23 protein-coding genes are annotated in these 18,661 nt (G+C 71.5%); 19 read left to right on the forward strand and 4 right to left on the reverse strand.

The window, feature by feature from the left end; all coding sequences use genetic code 11:
* Nucleotides 1–64 precede the first annotated feature (64 nt).
* The 12 genes from AB0M02_RS21700 (at nucleotide 65) to AB0M02_RS21755 (ending at nucleotide 9,264) form a co-directional block, all read left to right on the forward strand.
* On the forward strand, nucleotides 65–913 hold the full coding sequence (locus AB0M02_RS21700; protein ID WP_364229344.1) for a dihydrodipicolinate synthase family protein: 849 nt from the start codon (nucleotides 65–67) through the stop codon (nucleotides 911–913).
* 24 nt (nucleotides 914–937) lie between these two features.
* Complete coding sequence (locus tag AB0M02_RS21705) at nucleotides 938–1,309, forward strand: GntR family transcriptional regulator (protein WP_364229346.1); 372 nt, start codon at nucleotides 938–940, stop codon at nucleotides 1,307–1,309.
* Nucleotides 1,306–2,181 (forward strand): ABC transporter ATP-binding protein, encoded by an 876-nt coding sequence (locus AB0M02_RS21710; protein ID WP_364229348.1) that lies wholly within the window; start codon nucleotides 1,306–1,308, stop codon nucleotides 2,179–2,181. Before AB0M02_RS21705 ends, AB0M02_RS21710 begins: the two co-directional genes overlap by 4 nt.
* Nucleotides 2,178–2,879 carry a hypothetical protein gene (locus AB0M02_RS21715; RefSeq protein WP_364229350.1) on the forward strand — a complete coding sequence of 234 codons (702 nt, stop codon included), beginning with the start codon at nucleotides 2,178–2,180 and terminating at the stop codon, nucleotides 2,877–2,879. The genes AB0M02_RS21710 and AB0M02_RS21715 overlap by 4 nt, the downstream gene beginning before the upstream one ends.
* Nucleotides 2,876–3,679, forward strand: coding sequence for a sugar nucleotide-binding protein (locus tag AB0M02_RS21720; protein WP_364229352.1), 804 nt, complete (start codon nucleotides 2,876–2,878; stop codon nucleotides 3,677–3,679). The genes AB0M02_RS21715 and AB0M02_RS21720 overlap by 4 nt, the downstream gene beginning before the upstream one ends.
* A gap of 42 nt (nucleotides 3,680–3,721) precedes the next feature.
* Entirely contained in the window at nucleotides 3,722–4,075 is a 354-nt protein-coding gene (locus AB0M02_RS21725; RefSeq protein ID WP_364229353.1) for a DUF6204 family protein, read from the forward strand.
* Nucleotides 4,076–4,135: 60 nt separating this feature from the next.
* The gene (locus AB0M02_RS21730) at nucleotides 4,136–4,708 is read left to right on the forward strand and encodes a MerR family transcriptional regulator (RefSeq protein ID WP_364229355.1); all 573 of its coding nucleotides are present in this window, start codon (nucleotides 4,136–4,138) and stop codon (nucleotides 4,706–4,708) included.
* 76 nt (nucleotides 4,709–4,784) lie between these two features.
* Nucleotides 4,785–5,705 (forward strand): ABC transporter ATP-binding protein, encoded by a 921-nt coding sequence (locus AB0M02_RS21735; RefSeq protein WP_364229357.1) that lies wholly within the window; start codon nucleotides 4,785–4,787, stop codon nucleotides 5,703–5,705.
* Nucleotides 5,702–6,436, forward strand: coding sequence for an ABC transporter permease (locus AB0M02_RS21740; protein ID WP_364229359.1), 735 nt, complete (start codon nucleotides 5,702–5,704; stop codon nucleotides 6,434–6,436). The genes AB0M02_RS21735 and AB0M02_RS21740 overlap by 4 nt, the downstream gene beginning before the upstream one ends.
* A gap of 13 nt (nucleotides 6,437–6,449) precedes the next feature.
* Entirely contained in the window at nucleotides 6,450–7,670 is a 1,221-nt protein-coding gene (locus AB0M02_RS21745) for a histidine kinase (RefSeq protein ID WP_364229360.1), read from the forward strand.
* Nucleotides 7,667–8,278, forward strand: coding sequence for a response regulator transcription factor (locus AB0M02_RS21750; protein WP_364229362.1), 612 nt, complete (start codon nucleotides 7,667–7,669; stop codon nucleotides 8,276–8,278). The genes AB0M02_RS21745 and AB0M02_RS21750 overlap by 4 nt, the downstream gene beginning before the upstream one ends.
* A gap of 125 nt (nucleotides 8,279–8,403) precedes the next feature.
* Nucleotides 8,404–9,264, forward strand: coding sequence for a sigma-70 family RNA polymerase sigma factor (locus AB0M02_RS21755; RefSeq protein WP_364229364.1), 861 nt, complete (start codon nucleotides 8,404–8,406; stop codon nucleotides 9,262–9,264).
* A 474-nt stretch (nucleotides 9,265–9,738) separates the two neighbouring features.
* Here the strand turns inward: AB0M02_RS21755 and AB0M02_RS21760 are convergent, their stop codons facing one another.
* Together AB0M02_RS21760 and AB0M02_RS21765 are read right to left on the reverse strand one after the other, a co-directional pair.
* On the reverse strand, nucleotides 9,739–10,074 hold the full coding sequence (locus AB0M02_RS21760) for a PadR family transcriptional regulator (RefSeq protein WP_364229366.1): 336 nt from the start codon (nucleotides 10,072–10,074) through the stop codon (nucleotides 9,739–9,741).
* Nucleotides 10,075–10,088: 14 nt separating this feature from the next.
* Nucleotides 10,089–11,174 (reverse strand): hypothetical protein, encoded by a 1,086-nt coding sequence (locus AB0M02_RS21765; protein ID WP_364229367.1) that lies wholly within the window; start codon nucleotides 11,172–11,174, stop codon nucleotides 10,089–10,091.
* A 282-nt stretch (nucleotides 11,175–11,456) separates the two neighbouring features.
* Here AB0M02_RS21765 and AB0M02_RS21770 point away from each other — a divergent pair, with 282 nt between their 5' ends.
* The 4 genes from AB0M02_RS21770 to AB0M02_RS21785 are packed head-to-tail and all read left to right on the forward strand — an operon-like array spanning nucleotide 11,457 to nucleotide 15,757.
* Nucleotides 11,457–12,983 carry an ABC-F family ATP-binding cassette domain-containing protein gene (locus AB0M02_RS21770; protein ID WP_364229547.1) on the forward strand — a complete coding sequence of 509 codons (1,527 nt, stop codon included), beginning with the start codon at nucleotides 11,457–11,459 and terminating at the stop codon, nucleotides 12,981–12,983.
* A 12-nt stretch (nucleotides 12,984–12,995) separates the two neighbouring features.
* Nucleotides 12,996–13,937 carry a tyrosine-type recombinase/integrase gene (locus AB0M02_RS21775; RefSeq protein WP_364229368.1) on the forward strand — a complete coding sequence of 314 codons (942 nt, stop codon included), beginning with the start codon at nucleotides 12,996–12,998 and terminating at the stop codon, nucleotides 13,935–13,937.
* Nucleotides 13,938–13,994: 57 nt separating this feature from the next.
* On the forward strand, nucleotides 13,995–14,831 hold the full coding sequence (locus AB0M02_RS21780) for an undecaprenyl-diphosphate phosphatase (RefSeq protein WP_364229370.1): 837 nt from the start codon (nucleotides 13,995–13,997) through the stop codon (nucleotides 14,829–14,831).
* Nucleotides 14,828–15,757 carry a DUF3626 domain-containing protein gene (locus AB0M02_RS21785; protein WP_364229371.1) on the forward strand — a complete coding sequence of 310 codons (930 nt, stop codon included), beginning with the start codon at nucleotides 14,828–14,830 and terminating at the stop codon, nucleotides 15,755–15,757. Before AB0M02_RS21780 ends, AB0M02_RS21785 begins: the two co-directional genes overlap by 4 nt.
* On the opposite strand, the gene AB0M02_RS21790 is transcribed toward AB0M02_RS21785, so the two are convergent.
* Nucleotides 15,720–16,268, reverse strand: coding sequence for an ATP-binding protein (locus tag AB0M02_RS21790; RefSeq protein ID WP_364229373.1), 549 nt, complete (start codon nucleotides 16,266–16,268; stop codon nucleotides 15,720–15,722). The genes AB0M02_RS21785 and AB0M02_RS21790 overlap by 38 nt on opposite strands.
* Nucleotides 16,269–16,357: 89 nt before the next feature.
* Here AB0M02_RS21790 and AB0M02_RS21795 point away from each other — a divergent pair, with 89 nt between their 5' ends.
* Both AB0M02_RS21795 and sigJ read left to right on the forward strand, forming a co-directional pair.
* Nucleotides 16,358–16,831, forward strand: coding sequence for a carboxymuconolactone decarboxylase family protein (locus AB0M02_RS21795; RefSeq protein ID WP_364229374.1), 474 nt, complete (start codon nucleotides 16,358–16,360; stop codon nucleotides 16,829–16,831).
* A 60-nt stretch (nucleotides 16,832–16,891) separates the two neighbouring features.
* Nucleotides 16,892–17,773, forward strand: a complete 882-nt coding sequence (sigJ, locus tag AB0M02_RS21800; protein ID WP_364229375.1) for an RNA polymerase sigma factor SigJ — start codon at nucleotides 16,892–16,894, stop codon at nucleotides 17,771–17,773.
* Here the strand turns inward: sigJ and AB0M02_RS21805 are convergent.
* A complete protein-coding gene (locus AB0M02_RS21805) occupies nucleotides 17,761–18,318 on the reverse strand; it encodes an alpha/beta hydrolase (protein ID WP_364229377.1) in 558 nt (185 codons plus the stop codon). The two genes, sigJ and AB0M02_RS21805, sit on opposite strands and share 13 nt — an antisense overlap.
* A 68-nt stretch (nucleotides 18,319–18,386) precedes the next feature.
* Here AB0M02_RS21805 and AB0M02_RS21810 point away from each other — a divergent pair, with 68 nt between their 5' ends.
* Nucleotides 18,387–18,647 (forward strand): hypothetical protein, encoded by a 261-nt coding sequence (locus AB0M02_RS21810; RefSeq protein ID WP_364229379.1) that lies wholly within the window; start codon nucleotides 18,387–18,389, stop codon nucleotides 18,645–18,647.
* The last annotated feature ends 14 nt before the right edge of the window (nucleotides 18,648–18,661 follow it).

Raw genomic sequence — 18,661 nt, forward strand, 5'->3', positions numbered from 1 at the left:
GCTTACGGTTTGCCTCAGAAATCGGAACTGGAACTTAGGGTGCGCGCGGGGCAGCGTGAGGACCATGAACGGTGTCTGGGTTCCGCTGATCACTCCCTACAACGACAACGGCGAGATCGCTTTCGGCGTACTCGAGAAGTTGGCCTTTGATCTGCTCGAAGCCGGCGCCGCCGGTCTGGTGGCCCTGGGAACGACGGGTGAGCCGGCGGCGCTCAGCGCCGGCGAGCGCGCAGAGGTCCTCGCCGTGCTGGCCGGGTTGGGTGCGCCGCTGCTGGCCGGGGCGAACTCGCCGGAGCAGCTGAGGGCCGTTCCGGATCGGGCGAGTGCCGCGCTGACGCTGGTCCCGCCGTTTGTGCGGCCCGGCGAGGACGGTGTGGTGGCGTATTTCGAGCAGCTCGCCGCGGGCAGCCCGGTGCCGCTGGTGATCTATCACGTGCCGTACCGGACCGCTCAGCCGCTGTCGGCGGGCACGCTGCGCCGGATCGCCGCGATCGACGGGGTGATCGGCGTGAAGTACGCGGCCGGCGCCGTCGACGCCGAGCTGATCTCGTTTCTCTCCGACGTGCCGGCGGACTTCGACGTGCTGTGCGGCGACGACGTGCTGCTGTCGCCGATGCTGGCGCTGGGCGCGACCGGCGGGATCCTGGCCTCCGCGCACCTGGCGACCGCGGCCTTCGCCGAGCTCGTCGCGGCCTGGCAGGCGGGTGACGTGGCGCGGGCCCGGCCGCTGGGTCACCGGCTCGCGAAGCTGTCGGCGGCGCTGTTCGCCGAGCCCAACCCCGCGGTGGTCAAGGCGGCGTTGCATGCGGCGGGTCGCATTCCGACCCCGGATGTACGGCTGCCGCTGCTGCCCGCGTCGAAGGTCGCGGTTGCGACAGTTGCGCGGCACCTCTACGGTTCATTAGTAGAGTAATGAACCGAGGAAGCGGGTGTCACCATGTTCGACGACCGCAGCCCGATCTACCGGCAGATCGCCGACCAGATCAAGGCCGATGTGCTCCGCGGCGTGCTCGGCGACGACGAGCAGGTGATGTCCACGAATCAGTACGCGGCGTATTACCGGATCAACCCGGCGACCGCGGCCAAGGCCTTCCAGCACCTCGTCGACGAGGAAGTGATCTACAAGCGGCGCGGCGTCGGGATGTTCGTCAACCCCGGCGCCCGGCAGCGGCTGCGCGAGCAGCGCCGCGAGCGCTTCTTCGCCGACGTGCTGGAGCCGATGGTCGCCGAGGCCCGGGACCTGGAGATCCCCGCGGCCGACCTCGTGGCCCGCATCCACCAGCTGACCGACCCGGGAGCAGCCCGATGACCCCCTCGATCCAGATATCCGATCTGCAGGTGCGCTACGGCGACACCGTCGCCCTGCACGACATCGCTCTCGACCTGCCCGGCGGCAAGATCTACGGGCTGCTGGGCCGCAACGGAGCCGGCAAGACCACGCTGCTGTCCGCCGTCGCCGGGTTCCGCAAGCCGTCGGCCGGCAGCGTGCGCCTCGGCGGCGAGCCGGTCTTCGAGAACCCGCGCAACACCACCCGGATCTGCCTGATCACCGAGGGCGGCGGTGTCGGTGACAGCACCGACAACCTGCGCGACGTCCTCGACATGGCCCGGATGCTGCGGCCCGGCTGGGACGACAAGTACGCCGAGGAGCTCCTGGAACGCTTCGCCCTGCCGCGCAAGAAGAGCCTCGGAGCGCTGTCACGGGGGCAGCGCTCCGCCTTCGGCGTGGTCGTCGGGCTGGCGTCGCGGGCGCCGCTGACCATGTTCGACGAGGCGCACCTGGGCATGGACGCGCCGACCCGGCGGCTGTTCCTCGACGAGCTGCTGCGCGACTACGTCGCCACCCAGCGCACCTTCGTGATCTCCACACACCTGATCGAGGAGCAGAGCCCGGTGTTCGAGCGGGTGCTGATCCTGCACGAGGGCAGGGTGATGCTGCACGAGGAGCTCGACGAGCTGCGCAGCCGGGGCGTGTCGGTGACCGGGCCGTCCGCGGTCGTCGACGACTTCGTGTTCGGGCTGACCGTGCTCGGCGAGGAGCGGCTCGGGCCGACGAAGCGGGTGATGGTGTACGGGACGCTCGCGGAGGACAGTGTGCGTGCCGCTCGTACGCACGGGCTGGAACTCGGCCCGGTCGCCCTGCAGGACCTGTTCATCCACCTGACCGGAGGTGTGGCGTGAACCGCTGGCCGATCACCCGATACCTGCTCAGCACCCACTACATCTTCCTGATCCTCATCCTGGTCGGGTTCTACGCGGCCTGCGGCGTGCTGCTGACCACCGTCGCGCTCCTGTCCAACATCAGCATCAGCACCGTCGACGTCGCCGCGCAGGTGCTGTGCTGGCTGGCGCTGGCGTACGGCACCAGCGCCACCACCACCCTGGGCACCGTGCTGGTGCACGGCCGGACCCGCCGGGAGTTCCTCGCGCAGTACCCGGCGTATCTCGGCCTCTCGGCGCTCACCCTGGCCGCGCTGATCACGCTGGTCTACGCCGGCGAGACCGCGCTGTACAGCGCCTTCGACTGGCCGCAGAAACTGCAGGACCACCGGGTCTACGAGTCCGCGTCCGACTATCCGGTGATCTTCGTAACGTACCTCAGCATGCTTTTGATGTGGCTCCTGGCCGGTGCGGTGATCGGCGCAGGCATCTACCGCTGGGAGGCCAACGGCATCGTCGTGACGGTGCCTTTCGCCGCCGTGGTGCTGCTGGTCACCGGCGGTTTCAACGGGTTCTTCAGCCTCGTGCCGTTCCTGCGCGCCGGCACCACCGACCTCGCGGTGATCCTCGCGGTCACGCTCGTCGCCGCGGCGGCCACCTGGGCGGTGTTCCACGGCACCGTGCGCGATGTGGCGCTGCGCATAAAGTTCTCCGCGTGACCGGACGTGTGTTGATCACTGGAGCGACCGGCTCCCTGGGCCGCCGTGTCGTCGCCCGAGCGGCGGCCGCGGGCTGGGAGCCGGTCGGTGCCTCGCTCTCGTCAGCGGTTCGCCTCGACATCCGGGACCCCGGCGACGTCCGGCGGGTGCTGGCCTCGGTGCGGCCCGACGCGGTGATCCACGCGGCCGCGGGGCGCGACCGCAACGATTGGCCGGCCACTGCCGACGGTGCGGCCCACGTCGCGGTTGCGGCCTTTCAAGCAGGGGTACGGATGGTGCACGTCTCCAGCGACGCCGTGTTCTCCGGGCGGCTGGGGGAGTATGACGAGGAGGCGCTGCCGGATCCGGTCTATGCCTACGGCGCTGCCAAGGCGGCCGCCGAGACCGCGGTGCGGGCGATCCTGCCGTCGGCCGCCGTGGTCCGGACCTCGCTGATTCTGGGTGACGGCAACGGCGCGCACGAGATCCTCACCCGTGACCTGATCGCCGGGCGGGTCTCGGGGGCGCTGTTCACCGACGAGATCCGCAAACCGGTCCACGTCGACGATCTCGCCGACGCGCTGCTCGAGCTGGCCGGCAGCGATTACCGCGGGGTGCTGAACGTGGCGGGTGCCGACGCTCTGAGCCGGTATGACCTGGGTGTGCTGGTGGCCCGCCGCGACGGCCTCGACCCGTCGTTGATCCCGGCCGCGTCGCTCGCGGCGCTCGGACTGAACCGGCCGCCTGACCTGCGGTTGATCACTTCGCGGGCGGATCGGGTGCTGCGGGTCCGGCTGCGGGGTGCCCGTTCCTTCCTGTAATTGGCTGTCCGGGTCCGGGGTCGCGTGCTGATACTGGGCGCCGTGAACAGTCAACGCACGATCCGGGTCACGGTCCGCGGATCCTTCGACAACCTCTCCGACGCCCAGAAGGCCGAGTTGATCGCTGCTGGTGACCAGCACGCCGACATCCTCGCGGTGGCGTACACGCCTTCCGGGCATTTGACGTACGACCTGGCAGCGCGGCCGTTCTTCACGTTCCGCTTCGCCGAGGAGGTCTCCGACGAGAGGGACATCCCGCAGGTGACCGCGCGGGCGGAGGCGAAGGCGGCGGAGTGGATGTCGTCGCGCGGGTACGGGTTCAAGCGGATCACGTCGCAGACCGTTGACATGTCGGAGGTGCCGCTCGGGCCCCGGGGGCGCCGCCTTCAGGGCTGAGTTTTTTCCTCTCTCTTCGGGCTTGAACCTGCCCCAAGGGCAGGGCTTAGCGTCTTTTCCATGAGCAGCGACGAGCAGCAGTGGCGCATCGGCCGGCTGGCGCACGTCACCGGCGTGACCGTGCGGACACTGCACCACTACGACCGGATCGGCCTGCTCAAGCCGTCGTCGCGCACCAGCGGCGGCCATCGCTGTTACACCGGTGCGGACGTCCGGCGCCTGCACGCGATCCTCGTCCTGCGCGGCTTCGGGCTCGGCCTGACCGACATTCGGCACGCCCTGGCCGCGCGGGGCGTCGACCTGCACGAGGTTCTGCTCAACCAGAGGGACGCCCTCGACGAGCGCATCCGCAGATCCGTCCGGCTGCGCTCGCGCCTGCAGTCCGCCCTGGACAGGCTGACCGATCCCACCCCTTCCGACCTGATCACCCTGATCGAGGAGATGATCGCCGTGGAAACCCCACTGACTCCCGAGCAACTGGCCGAGATGTCGCGGCGCCGGGCCGAGCTCAGCGCGTCGCTCACCGACGAGGAACGCGAGACGATGACCCGCCGCCGGCAGGAGCTGATGGCCACCCTCACCCCGGAACAGATCGAGGACATGCAGCGCCGCCGGGCCGCCTGGCATCCATGACGCCCTGACACATGTCATGGCGCGACGGTGACGCACAGCCCAGATCCACGGCCGTCGACGCGGTCACGATGAGGGCATGACCATCACCACCGTCACACCCGACACCACGGCCGTCGACGCCGTGGTCCTGGACAGCGTGGTCAAGCGTTTCGGCACGGTCACCGCCGTGGACGGGCTCGACCTGCGCATCCGGCCCGGCGAGGTGGTCGCCCTGCTGGGGCCCAACGGCGCCGGCAAGACCACCACCATCGACATGCTGCTGGGCCTGTCCCGGCCCGACGCCGGGCAGGTCCAGGTGTACGGGCGGCCGCCGCACGAGGCGGTCGCCCGGGGCCTGGTGTCCGCCGTGATGCAGTCCGGGGGGCTGCTCAAGGACTACACCGTCGCCGAGACCGTGCGGCTGACCGCCGTGCTGTTCGGCCGCGACCGCGAGGAGGCGACCCGGGCGCTGGAGCGCGCCGGGATCGCCGACATCGGCAACCGACTGGTGGGCAAGTGCTCCGGCGGGCAGCAGCAGCGGCTGCGGTTCGCGATGGCGCTGCTGCCCGACCCGGAGCTGCTGATCCTGGACGAGCCGACGACCGGAATGGACGTCGGCGGCCGGCACGAGTTCTGGAACGCGATCCGGCAGGACGCCCAGGGCGGCCGGACCGTCGTGTTCGCCACCCACTACCTGGAGGAGGCCGATTCCTACGCCGACCGCGTGGTGTTCGTGCGCCGCGGCCGGATCGTCGCCGACGGCACCGCCTCGGAGGTCAAGGCCCTCGCCTCCGGCCGCACGGTTCGGGCCACGCTGCCCGGCGCCGGGCAGTTCGAGTGGCGCGCGGTCCCCGGCGCCGAGGACGCCGAGGTCCGTGGCGACACCATCTACCTGCACGGGCGTGACACCGACGCGATCGCCCGTCACCTGCTCACCGCAACGCCCGCCCGGGACCTGGAGATCACCTCCCGGAACCTGGAGGACGCGTTCCTGACCCTCACGGCGGACGAGAAATGATCATCGGAGTGCTCGGCCTGGAACTGCGCCGCATGCTGCGCAACAAGCGCACCGTCATCTTCACGCTGGTCATGCCGGCGGCCTTCTTCCTGCTGTTCGGCACGAGCGCGGCCTACCGGACCGAACGGGTGGGCGACGGCAACGTGACCGGATACGTGCTGATCAGCATGGCCGTCTACGGCGCCATGCTCGCCACCACGTCCGGCGGCGCCATGGTCTCCATCGAGCGCGCCGCCGGCTGGAGCCGCCAGCTGCGGCTCACCCCGCTCAAGCCCGCCACCTACGTCCTCATCAAGGTCATCCTCGCGATGGTGATCGGCGCGGTCTCGGTGGCCGTCGCGTTCGCCGTGGGCGCGTTCAGCGGCGCCGAGCTGCCCGTCGAGGGCTGGATCGGCTCCGGGTTGCTCGCCTGGGCCTGCTCGCTCGTGTTCGCCGCGTTCGGGCTATTCATGGGCTACCTGCTGCCCAGCGAGAACGTCATGCAGATCCTCGGCCCGGTCCTGGCACTGCTCTCCTTCGCCGGCGGCCTGTTCGTCCCGGCCGACCAGCTCGGCTCCACGTTCGCCACCATCGCCAAGTTCACCCCGGTCTACGGCGTGGGCGAGATAGCCCGCTACCCGCTGGTCCAGGACGGCACCCTGTGGATCGCCGTGGTCAACGTGCTCGCCTGGACCGCGGTGTTCGCCGCCGGCGCGATGTGGCGCTTCCGCCGCGACACGGCACGGGTGTAATGGAGCCATGGCCATGACCACGCCCGGGCACCCGATCGTCAACCCCCGCTGGGGCTGGGTGTTCGGCGCGGTCTGGCTGTCCTACCTCAGTGAGAACCTCAACGCCCTGCTGCACCACACCCCCGGCTGGCAGCGCACCTCCGGGCTCGCCGCGCTGGCCGGTTTCGTCGCCGTCTACATCCTGGTCCTCGGCCACATGCGGGGCCGGCGCCTGGCCGCCGAGGCCGAGCGCACCGATCCGCTGGTCTGGGCCGCCGTGGCCGCCATGCTGGTGCTGGCCGTCGTTCAGGTCCCCGGCGCGGGCCCGCATGCGCTTACCTGCCTCGTCTACATGGCCGCCACCGCGATGATGGGCCTGCCCCGGCGGCAGGGCATCGCCGTCGCGGTGGTGCTGGTCGTCATCGCCGAGCTGCTGTTGCGACTCATGCCCGGCTGGCGTACTGCGGGCCACGGCTACAGCCTGGCGATCGTGCTCGGCGCGCTGGCTACCGGCGGGATCCGCCTGGCCCTGGACCGCCAGCGCCGCCTCCTGCAGGCCCAGCAGGACCTGGCCGCCCTCGCGGTCGCCGACGAGCGCGCCCGCATCGCCGCCGACCTGCACGACATCCTCGGCCACTCGCTGACCGTGGTCGCGGTCAAGGCCGAACTGGCCCAGCGCCTGCTCGACGTCGACCTGACCCGCGCCCGCTCCGAACTCAACGACCTCGAATCCCTGGCCCGCGACGCCCTCGCCGACGTCCGGGCGACCGCGCTCGGCATGCGGGGCATCTCCCTGCCGGGCGAGATAGCAGCGGCGAAGGAGGCCCTGGCAGCCGCCAACGTCGAGGCGGACCTGCCCAGCGCGGCCGACGAGGTGCCGACCCGCAACCGTGAGCTGTTCGCCTGGACGATCCGGGAGGCGGTCACGAACATCGTCCGCCACAGCCGGGCACAGAGGGCGACGATCACGCTGAGACCGCACAGCGTGGAGATCTCGGACGACGGCCCGGGAGGCGCGATCGAGGAAGCGGGCGCCCGGACCGCCGGGAGCGAGGCCGGCGGTCCGGACGGCGGCGTTGCACACGGCGGCGTTGCAGACGGCGGCGTTGCACACGGCGAGGGTCGGCGGCTGGCGGGGAACGGGCAGGGGCTGGACGGGCTGCGGAAGCGGGCTGAGGAGGTGGGGGCGACGCTGACCGCGGGCCGGCGTGAGGGAGCTCCGGGGTTCTGTGTGCATATGGAGGTGCCTCGGTGATCAGGTTGTTGCTGGCCGACGATCAGGCTCTGGTTCGGGGCGCGATGGCTGCGCTGCTCGACCTGGAGGCCGACCTGACCGTGGTCGCTGAGGTCGGCCGGGGTGACGAGGTGCTCGACGCCGCCCGGATGCACGAGCCGGATGTCGCGCTGCTCGATGTGCAGATGCCCGGCCTGGACGGGATCGCCGCGGCCCGGCTGCTGCGTGCTGAGGTGCCGGCGACCCGGGTGTTGATGGTGACCACGTTCGGGCGGGCCGGTTATCTTCGGCAGGCGATGGCCGCGGGCGCCGGTGGCTTCGTCGTCAAGGACACGCCCGCCCGGCAGCTCGCTGATGCGGTTCGCCGGGTGCACCAGGGACTGCGGGTGGTCGACCCGGCCCTGGCCGCGCAGAGCCTGGCTCACGGTGACTCGCCGCTGACCGACCGGGAGACCGATGTTCTGCGAGCCGCCCAGGACGGCGGGACGGTCGCTGACATAGCTCGTGAGCTGCGACTTTCCGAGGGGACCATCCGCAATCATCTGTCCGCGGCGATCGGGAAGACCGGGGCGCGGACGCGGGCCGAGGCGGTCCGGCTGGCCGTCGACAAGGGGTGGCTGATGTCCTGAGGGGCGGTCGGCGGCACTTGAGGAAAATTTCTCAGTGCAACCGAGCGGCAACCGAGAGTGGCCTTCGGCTGCACCCGACGCAGCGAAAAGTTCCCCCTGTCAGCCGACACAGGGGGGAACCGAAGATGACGACGACCGTCCGGCCGAAGGCCGCGACCACCCGCGCGCAGGAGGACCTGATCCGCGAGAACATGGCGCTGGTCGGCCACATGGTCCGCGAGATGCTCTTCAAGGTTCCGCCGCACGTGCACCGCGACGATCTCGCCTCGGCCGGGTATGCCGCTCTGGTCACCGCGGCACAGTCGTTCGACGCGGAGCGCGGTATCCCGTTCGGCCGGTTCGCCGCTGTCCGGGTGCGCGGGGCGCTGCTCGACGAGTTGCGCAGCATGGACTGGGCGAGCCGCTCGGTGCGGGCCCGGGCCCGGCGCGCTGACGTGGCCCGTGAGGAGCTGACGCGTCAGCTGGGCCGCACGCCGACCGCCGACGAGCTGGCCGAGCTGCTCGGTGTGGCGGTCAGCGAGCTGAGCAGCGTGGACGACGACGTGCAGCGCGCCGCGGTGCTCTCCTTGCAGGGTTTCGCCGCCGGTACGGCCGAGGACCTGGTCACCGACACCTCGATGAACCCGGAGGAGTTGCTGCTGCACCGTGAGCGGCTCGGCTACCTGCACGACGCGGTCACCGTGCTGCCGGAGCGGCTGCGGTTCGTGGTGGAGGCGTCGTTCCTGCAGGAGCGCCCGCTCTCCGAGGTGGCCGCCGAACTCGGCGTGACCGAGTCGCGCGTGTCGCAGCTGCGCACCGAGGCACTCGCCCTGCTGCGTGACGGCCTTACCACGCACATGGAGCAGAAGGGCTCGCCCGCGGCCAAGGACGGTTGCGTGGCCCGGCGCCGTGCCGCTTACGCCGCGCAGATCGCCGCCCGCAGCACGATGACGACCCGGCTGGGCGTCACCGACGCCCAGGGCCAGCGCCTCGCCGCGGCCGCGTGATGACGGCCCGCGTGCTGGGCCGCCCCCGCAGGGGAGCCCGCGGCCTGATGGCGACCCGCTTGCCGGACCGGCCCGGCACGGGGAACCGGCCGCCTGGTGACGGCCCGGGGAACCGGCCGCCTGGTGACGGCCCGGGGAACCGGCCGCCTGGTGACGGCCAGCGTGCCGGGCCGCCGCGGCGCGGGAAGCTGCCGCCTGGTGACAGCCCGAGCGCTGGGCCGGCCCCCGGGTCCGGCTCGGCGCGGGAACCGGCGGTCTGATGGCGAGGCGCGTGGTGGGCCGGCGCCTGGACCGGCCCGGCCTGGAGCCGCCACCCGGGATGACGGTGGGCGGGGGACGCCACCCGCGATGACGGTGGGCGGGTGACGCAAGCCGGGGGACGCCACCCGGGATGACGGTGGGCGGGGTGACGCCGGCCGCGATGACGCAAGCCGCGATGACGGTGGCGGGGGACGCCAGTGGGGGGACGGTGGGTCAGGCTCCGGACAGGCCCGGTGTGATTTCCGGGCGGCGGCGCAGCTGGTCCTCGGCGGCCGCGGCTCTCTTGCGCAGGCGGTCCACCTCGGTGGTCAGGGCGGCGGCGCCGGTGTCGCTGAGGCGGTAGTAGCGGCGCAGGCGGCCCTCGACGGCCTCCTCGCGGTCCACCTCGATCAGGCCCTGTTCGGCCAGGCGGTCCAGGGCGCCGTACAGGGTGCCGGGGCGTAGTCGCACGTCGCCGGCGGAGAGGTCCAGGACGGACTGGACTATGCCGTAGCCGTGCAGTGGCTGGGCGGCCAGCGCGGTCAGGATGAGAAACGTGGGTTCCTGCATGCGGGTCCGCCTCCTCAGTTCGTTGTCGGCCGGGGTTCGGGGGCCGGCTCGTGGTGGGCGGGGGCCAGCATGAGCAGCATGGTCGTGGCGAGCAGGAGGCCGGCCGTCAGGGCGGCGAGGTTCAGCCACGGGGCGCCGAACGGCCAGTGCGCCGTCGGGGACAGTGCGCTGTGCACGGTGAAGACCGGGTCGGTGCCGCCCGCGAACTCGAAGGCCCGGATCACGTTGCCGTAGAAGGCCGTCACCGGCGGTGCGAGGCTCAGTGCCGCCGCCGTGCCGAGAGTGGCCGCCGCCCATCGGCGGGACCGGTCGGTGTGCCGCATGCGGTGTGTCGCCGCCGCCGCGAACAGCCAGCCGCCCGCCATCCCGGCCAGCGCGCCGGCCACGATCAGCGGCAGCAGGCTCGCGTTGCCGATGGCCCAGAGCTCGGTGGTGACCCGGCCGCTGGTCTGGTCGAGGTACGCGGTGACCTGCATCCGCACCCCGTCGCGCTCCGCCTGGAACCTGATCATGGTGGAGAGGACCTGCATGGGCTTGCCGTCCTTGTCGAGTATCTGGGCGGTGCTGTGCGGATGTGAGACCGGTCCGAGTCGCCAGCCGTCGGCGGCCAGCCGCTGGCGGGCCGCGTCGCTGTCCCACTGCCCGATGCCGGGGGACCGGGCGGTGCCGCGCGTCATGGCGCCGAACCACGGGGTGCCGTCCTCGCCCTGCGCCGTCATCTCCTGCGCGCCGGGCGGCGGCACCAGCGTCCCCACCAGCACCAGGGTCTGCTCCGGGCCGGGAACGTCGGCGAACGTGCGCTCGGACACCCAGGATCCGGCCGCCGCGCCGAGACCGCCGCCGGCGAGCAGGGCCAGCACCGCCGCGATCAGGGCGAGCGGCCGGGCGGGCACGCGGAACCGCTGCCGGATCCCGCTGGCGATCAGGTGCCAGGTCTCGGAGCGGCCCGGTCGCTGCTGGCCCGGCTCGGCCATCTCCAGCAGGGTCGTGACGATCTCGGTGCCGTGCCGGCGGCGGTAGGAACCGGGATAGGCGCGCAGGAGCCGCCGGTAGGCCCGCTCGAGCGCCGGATCGGTTCGCGGCCAGTTCGCCGTGGTCACGTCAGGACTCGATTCATGCCCCGGGACAGTACGCCTGCCGCTATATATCGTCAACCGATCTATCAAATCCGGTTGCGGCTCACCGATCGCTGAGGCAGGGTTGTCGCAGACCTGGCGCCGGCCCGAGGAGTGCATGCCCCGATGTGAGAGACACCCGACCTTCGGTTTGACCCTGTCGGTGTCGTCCTCTCGGAGGCTGTCCTGCTACCTCGAAACCCCCATCTCAAGGCCGTCGGCCTCGGCCGCGCGCACGACGGTGACCTGCTCTTCTCCGGCCTCGACCTGGTCCTCGGAGCGGGCGACCGGATCGGTGTCGTCGGGCCCAACGGCGCCGGCAAGACCACCCTGCTGCGGGTGCTGGCCGGCGAGCTCGCGGCCACCACCGGCAGCGTGAGCATCGCCGCCGGCACGAGCGCGTCTCTCGTACCCCAAAGAATGCCGGAGGCCGACGGAAGCGTCGGTGCCTTCCTCAGCGCGGGCCTCGGTGAGCTCGCGGAAGTGACCGCGACGCTGCGCCGCCTGGAGCACCGCCTGGCCGTGGGTGACGACGTCCTCGACGAGTACGGCGTGGTGCAGGAACGCTGGACCGCCCTGCAGGGGTGGAACGCGGAGAACCGGCTCACCGAGATCCGCCAGCGCCTCGACATCGAGCATCTCGCCGACGAACTGCCGGTCTCCGCGGTCAGCGGCGGCGAACAGGCCCGGCTGCTGCTGGCCCGCACCCTGCTGGCGAGCCCGGACCTGCTGCTGCTCGACGAGCCGACCAACCACCTGGACGCCGAGGGCGCGGCCTGGCTGCGGCAGTGGCTGCGCGACTTCGGCGGCGGGGTGATCGCGGTCAGCCACGACCGGGCGTTCCTGGACGAGTTCGCCACCCGGATCATCGAGCTGGACGGCATCGACGAGCAGCCGCAGGACTATCCGGGCGGCGGCTACACGGCCTACCGCGCCGAGAAGCAGCGCCGCTGGGAGAAGCTGCTGCTCGATTTCGAGGCGCAGGAGAAGGACCGGCTGCGCTGGGAGGCCGACATCGAGCGCACCAAGGGTTACGCGCGCGGCGTGGAGAACACGGTCCGGTCGGGGGCCGAGGCGCCGCATCTGCGCCGGGTGGCGCGGTTGGTCGCCCGCAAGGCGAAGGTACGGGAGAGACGACTGCGCCGGCAGATGGCGTCGGTGAAGTGGATCGCCCAGCCGAGGACCCGGCCGCCGCTGACCCTCGCGTTCCCCGGTGACGACGGCGACGACCGCGAGATCGTGCTGAAGGTCCGGGACCTGACCGTGGCGTTCGGCGAGCGCACGCTGCTCGACCGGGTCGACCTGGACGTGACCCGCGGCGACCGGATCCTGATCACCGGCCGCAACGGGTCGGGCAAGACCACGCTGCTGCGGGCGATCGAGGAGCGCCACCCGGACGTTGCCGTGCTGCCGCAGACCGACGACGGGCTGCGGACCGCCACGACCGTGCTGGACTTCTTCCGGGCCCGGGTGCCGGTCTACGCCGACGACGCGGAGAAACTCCTGGCCGGGCACCAGTTCGAGGCGGAGCAGTGGAGCGCCCCGGTGCGTGACCTGTCCGCCGGTGAGCTGCGCCGGCTGCTGCTGGCCGTGGTCGTCAACACCGAGAAGCGGATCCTGCTGCTCGACGAGCCGACCAACTTCCTCGACTTCGAGGCCCTCGACGTCGTCGAGGAGGCGCTGCGCCGCTACCGGGGGACGCTGCTGATCGTCAGCCACGACCGGTACTTCGCCGATGCGGTGGGACATACCCGTCACTGGCATGTCGCGGACGGACAGGTGATCGAAAGCTGAGAAAATGGCGGCATGTCCCTCGTGCCGCATCTCGTGCGTGAGCTGGCCGCCGGTGGGCCGGCGGACCGGTTCACCGAGGCCTGGCTGGCCAACCGGCGGCTCTCCGAGCACACCCGCCAGGCCTACCGGCGTGACGTCGCGTCGTGGCTGCACTGGTGTGCCGCACGTTCGGTCGATCCGTTGCACGCGTCGTTTCTGGACGTCAACGCGTACGCAAGAAGCCTGGAAGCCCGGCCCCTCGCGGCCGCGACCGTCGCGCGCAAGCTCTCCGGCGTCTCCAGCTGGTATGACTTCCTGCTGAAACTGCAGGCGGTCGGCGTCAACCCGGTCGGCGGCGCGGACCGGCCCTACGTCTCCCGCGATCACTCCTCGACGATCGGCCTGACCCCCGCCGAGGTCGACGCGCTGCTCGGCGCCGCGCGGCAGGCGTCCGGGCCGGCCGCGGTCCGCCACCGCGCCGTGCTCGCCCTGCTCGCCGACCTCGGCCTGCGCGTGGGCGAGGTGGTCAGCCTGGACCTCGCCGATCTGGGCACCGAACGCGGGCACCGCACCGTCCGGTTCGTCGGCAAGGGCGGCAAACCCCGCCGGCGTGCGCTGACCCCGGCGGCCGGTGCGGCCCTCGACGAGTACCTGGCGATCCGCGGCGCGCACGACGGCCCGCTGTTCCAGACCGCCTCGCGGGCCCGCATCGACCGGCACTCGGTGTTCCGGCTCGTGCGCAAACTGGCCCGCGAGGCCGGGATCGAGGCCGCCGGGCAGCTGTCGCCGCACTCGCTGCGGCACGCGTTCGCGACCACCGCGCGGGCCGAGGGCGTGCCCCTGGAGGACGTGCAGGACGCGATGGGACACGCCGATCCGCGGACCACGCGCCGCTACGACCGTGACCGTCACAACCTGGATCGTGACCCGGCGTACACGATCGCGGCAGCCCGTGCCCGCCGTGACCGCGCCTGATCCGTCCACCTATGCTCTCAGGCTGGCGACGGGAAAGCGGGCACAGTGGCAACCGAAATGAACATCATCGAAGCGGTGATCCTCGGGGCGGTCGAGGGGATCACCGAGTTCCTCCCGGTCTCCAGCACCGGGCACCTGACGATCCTGGAGAAGCTGTTCGGGCACACCATCGACGACCCGGACATCACCGCGTTCACGGTGATCATCCAGTCGGGTGCGGTTCTCGCCACCATCCTTTTCCTGCGCAAGGACATCGCCCGGGTCGTGCCGGCGTTCTTCCGCGGCCTGTTCAACTCCGAGGCCCGGGAGCACGCCGATTTCCGGTTCGGCTGGGCGGTGCTGCTCGGCTCGCTGCCGATCGTGTTCGCGGCGCTGCTGTTCAAGGACGCCATCGAAACCACCCTGCGCAGCCTCTGGTTCGTCGCCGGCGCGCTGATCCTGTGGAGCGGCGTCATGGCGTTCGCCGACCACGCCGCCACCCAGGTCCGCAACGAGAAGGACGTGGCCTGGAAGGACACGCTGATCATCGGCATCGTGCAGTGCATGGCGCTGATCCCGGGCATCTCCCGCTCCGGTGCCACGATGTCCGCGGGCCTGCTGCGCGACCTGGACCGGGTCACCGTCACGAAGCTGTCGTTCTTCCTATCCATCCCGGCGCTGACCGGCGCGTCGCTGCTGCAGGGCATCGACGAGTACGACCGGATCTCCGGCGGGGTCGGCTGGACCAACACGATCGTGGCGACCGTGGTCAGTTTCGTGGTCGCGTACGCCTCGGTGACGTGGCTGCTGAAGTTCGTCTCCAAGCACTCCTACAGCATCTTCATCTTCTACCGGGTCGCGCTCGGCTCGCTGCTGCTGGTGCTGCTGATGACCAACACGATCGAGCCCAAGTGAGCGCGGCGCCGGAGCCGCCCCCGGTTCCGGCGCTCATCACTGTCAACTTCCATCCGGACCGGCTCCTCGCGGACGGCCGCACGGTGGCGGCGTGCCTGGCCGCGGACGGCGTCTACCGCACCCAGTTCGAGACGGGCATCTCCAACGGCGGGCTGAACGCGGCGATCGGCGGGGCGCGGGAACGCTGGGAGCGGCAGATGTTCGGCCCGGACCACGTCGGGCGGCCGATCTACGGTGCGCTGAATCTCGGCGGGCATCCGGACGGTGCGGCGCCCCGGTTCGGGTCGTGTCACCTCGTGCTGCGCCCGGCGGTGGCTTCGCGGGCCACGTTCAGTCACGGCGACAGTCACACGGAACCGTCGATTGTCGGCACGTGGCCCGCGTTCGGCGCGATCTGGCAGGCCCTGCTCGACGATGTCACGCGTTACGGCTCCGCTCTGGCCGTCTCGTCCCCCGCCCCGGACGACTGGGTCTCCACGATCTCCGCACGAACCGAGGCCTTTGCGGAATGGACGTCCGGCCCGGCGCCTTTCGCCCCGGGACGTGCCATGGACTGGTATGTCGAAGCCCAGGTCCACGGGGGCGTCACCCTTCGCGACGACGTCACGGCCGTCGTTGCCGACCCTTCCTTCAGGGGTACGCCGACCGAAGCCGAACTGGCCTCCCTCGGCGTCCCGCTGCGATGGCATCCCGGCTTCACGCTCGCCGCGGGCGCCGTCCCCGCCGTGCTGCGCGCCCCCGAGCTCCACGATTTCGCGCGTTTCGTCGCGGACCGTTACCAGCGACCGGTCCTGGACGCCGCCCTGGTCGGCCGCGCGGCCCGATCCGTCGTCCGGTCCTCGGACGTGTGGGCCCGGTTCGGGCCGCCCGCCGACGTCCTGCAGCTGGTCAAATATCTGTGGCACGTGCTGGTGCTGTTCGGCTGATCGTCGGCCAGCGCTGCTGCACCCACTCCCACCAGCTGCCCCAGCCGTCCGGCGGCCCCGGGATCTCGCCGCCGTTCAGCTCGGCCGCCTCCGGTGGCTGCCACAGGCTCCACTGGTGCTCGATGTCCTGCGCCGTCGCCCGGATCGCCCCGTCCACCCGGTCCCGGTCGCGCATCCGGGCCAGCTGTTCCTCCCGGGTCAGCGGCAGGTAGATCAGCCGGCACGCGACTCCCGCGTCACGGGCCAGCCAGCGCAGCCCGGACCTCTCGTCGCGGGTCCAGCACCCGAAGTCCAGGATCACGTTGGTGCCGAGCCGTACCGTCTGCAGGGCCACGTCGACGAGCCGGCCTTCGAGGATGTAGCGGCGGCCGCCGCCGCCCGGCTCCCCGTACAGCGGCATGACCCAGTCGTCCGGGGTGATCCGCACCGCGCGATGCTGCTCCGCGAGCACCTTGGCGCGCGTGGTCTTACCCGACGCCGGCAGCCCGACCATGACGATCCACTCAGCCATATGGCCCAGTTCACACCAGAACATGTCACGTTGAACAGAGCCGGCGTGTCTTAGAGGGGCGTACACCGACAACCGGTTAGGAGCACACCATGGAAGCAAGGCTGAACCCGTTCGACGACGCCGTCGCCATGAAGGTGATCAAGCAGTTGAGCGCCGCCGGGAAGATCCTCACCGAGTCGACGTTGCCGCTGGCGACTCAGGAACTGGTCCGGCTGCGGGCCAGCCAGATCAACGGCTGCGGATTCTGCACGGACATGCACACGAAGGAGGCCGCTGCCGCCGGCGAGACCGCGGTCCGGCTCAACCTGGTGGCGGCGTGGCGGGAGGCCACCGTCTTCACCGACGCCGAACGGGCCGCGCTGGAACTGGCCGAGCAGGGCACCCGCATCGCCGACGCGGCCGGCGGCGTTCCCGACGAGGTGTGGGAGAACGCGCGCAAGCACTACGACGAGCAGCAGCTGGCGGCGCTGGTCGCCGGCATCGCCCTGATCAACGCCTTCAACCGGCTCAACGTCATCGTCCAGCAGCCGGCCGGCGACTACCGGGTGGGCATGTTCGGCTGACGCGTCTCGCGGGCGCCGGGCCCGGTTCCCGGCGCCCGCTCCTGGAGGGGGAGGACTCTCATGGACGACACCGCTTACCGCCCGCTGCTGTTCTCCATCGCGTACGGCATGACCGGTTCGGTGGGTGACGCCGAGGACATCGTGCAGGACGCGTTCCTCGGTGCCGCCCGCGCCCGCCGCGACGGCACCACGATCCTCGACCCGAAGGCGTATCTGACGACCACGGTCACCCGGCTGGGCATGAACCATCTGCGCTCGGCCCGGGTACGCCGCGAGACCTACGTCGGCAACTGGCTGCCCGAACCCGTGGTCGTGCCCGCCGACGGCACCGGCCCCGCCGAACACGCCGAGCTGGCGGACTCGCTGTCCATGGCCTTCCTGGTCCTGCTGGAGAACCTGACCCCGCTCGAACGTGCCGTCTTCATGCTCCACGAGGTGTTCGGCTTCGCCCACGCCGAGGTGGCCGGGATCGTCGGCAAGACCGAGGTCAACTGCCGGCAGATCTTCGCCCGCTCGCGGGCCCGCATCGCCGCGCACACCCGCCTGCCCGCCGGGGCGGCGCGCAGGTCCGAGGGTGCCGAGCTGGCCCGCCGGTTCTTCGCCGCGGTCACCACCGGTGACCTGGAGGCGCTGCTGGAGACGCTGGCGCCGGAGGTCACCTCGTACGGTGACGGCGGCGGCAAGGCACCCGCCCTGGCCACGCCCCTGTCCGGCCGCGACGAGGTGGCCCGGTTCCTCATCGACCTGTTCCGGCGCACGGCCGCCCGGGGTGTCCGGGTCCAGCCGTCCTGGGTGAACGGCCGGCCCGGAGCGGTCCTTCGCGACCGCGGCGGCAACGTCCTCAGCGTTCTGGAGCTGCACATCACCGGCGGGCGGATCCAGGCGCTGCACGGCGTGGTGAACCCCGACAAGCTCACCCACGTGGGCGGTCAGCCGTCGTAGGGCTCCAGGGGCCTGCCGGCGCGCAGGGCCCGCACCAGGCGCTCGCCCTGGGGCCAGGGCCCGAAGCCGGTCTTGGAGTCGAGGTGGCCGGCCAACCCGGCGTCGACCAGCTCGGCGCCCCAGTCCCGCGCGTTGATCTCGGCGGCCTCGAAGCTCGAGTGCGGGTCGTTGCGGGTGGCGACGACGACGGTGCGGAACGGCAGCGGGTTCCACGGTGTGTCCAGGCGCCCGCGCACGTCCGGCGGCGTGACCTGCAGCGCGGCGGTGACCAGGGCGGCGTGCGGCTCGTGGCCGTGCTGGTCGGCCCAGAGAGCGACCGTGATGCACCCGGCGCTGTGCGCGACCAGGACCGCGGGCTCGCCGCCGGCGCGCAGGGCCTCGTCGAGGGCGGCGACGCGTTCGTCCGGGATGTAGGGCGGGCCGGGCGGCTCGGGTGCCCACCGGAACACCTCGGGGTGCTCGCGGACCCACTGCCGCGACCAGTGTTCGTCATAGGCCTTGCCACGCCCCGGAACGAGCAGGACGCGGGTCGGTCGTTCACTCATGGGCGTCAACATAGACCCACCCGCCGACAGCGATGTTTGGCGCCGGGCGATCGGGGAATGCGCGGCCGGTGAATCGACGCCGGTCGTGGCCATCGGATCCGGAGCAGGCTCGGGAGACGCTCTGTGCCGAGCTGGGGCCGGCCTGGTGCGTGTCCTATGCGACCAACAACGGGCGGTTCCGGGCGGTACGCGGCCGGGAGACCGGGTGTTCCAGTGTGGAGGCGGCCGATCCGGCGGCGCTGTACGCGGCGGTGGAGGCGTACTTCGACGACGATGATCCGCCGCGGTCCGCCCCGTGCGGGTCGTGCAGCTGCCCGGTGTCGTGGTGAGGGCCACAATGGTG

The organism is Actinoplanes sp. NPDC051861, from assembly GCF_040681145.1.
Classification (GTDB): Bacteria; Actinomycetota; Actinomycetes; order Mycobacteriales; family Micromonosporaceae; genus Actinoplanes.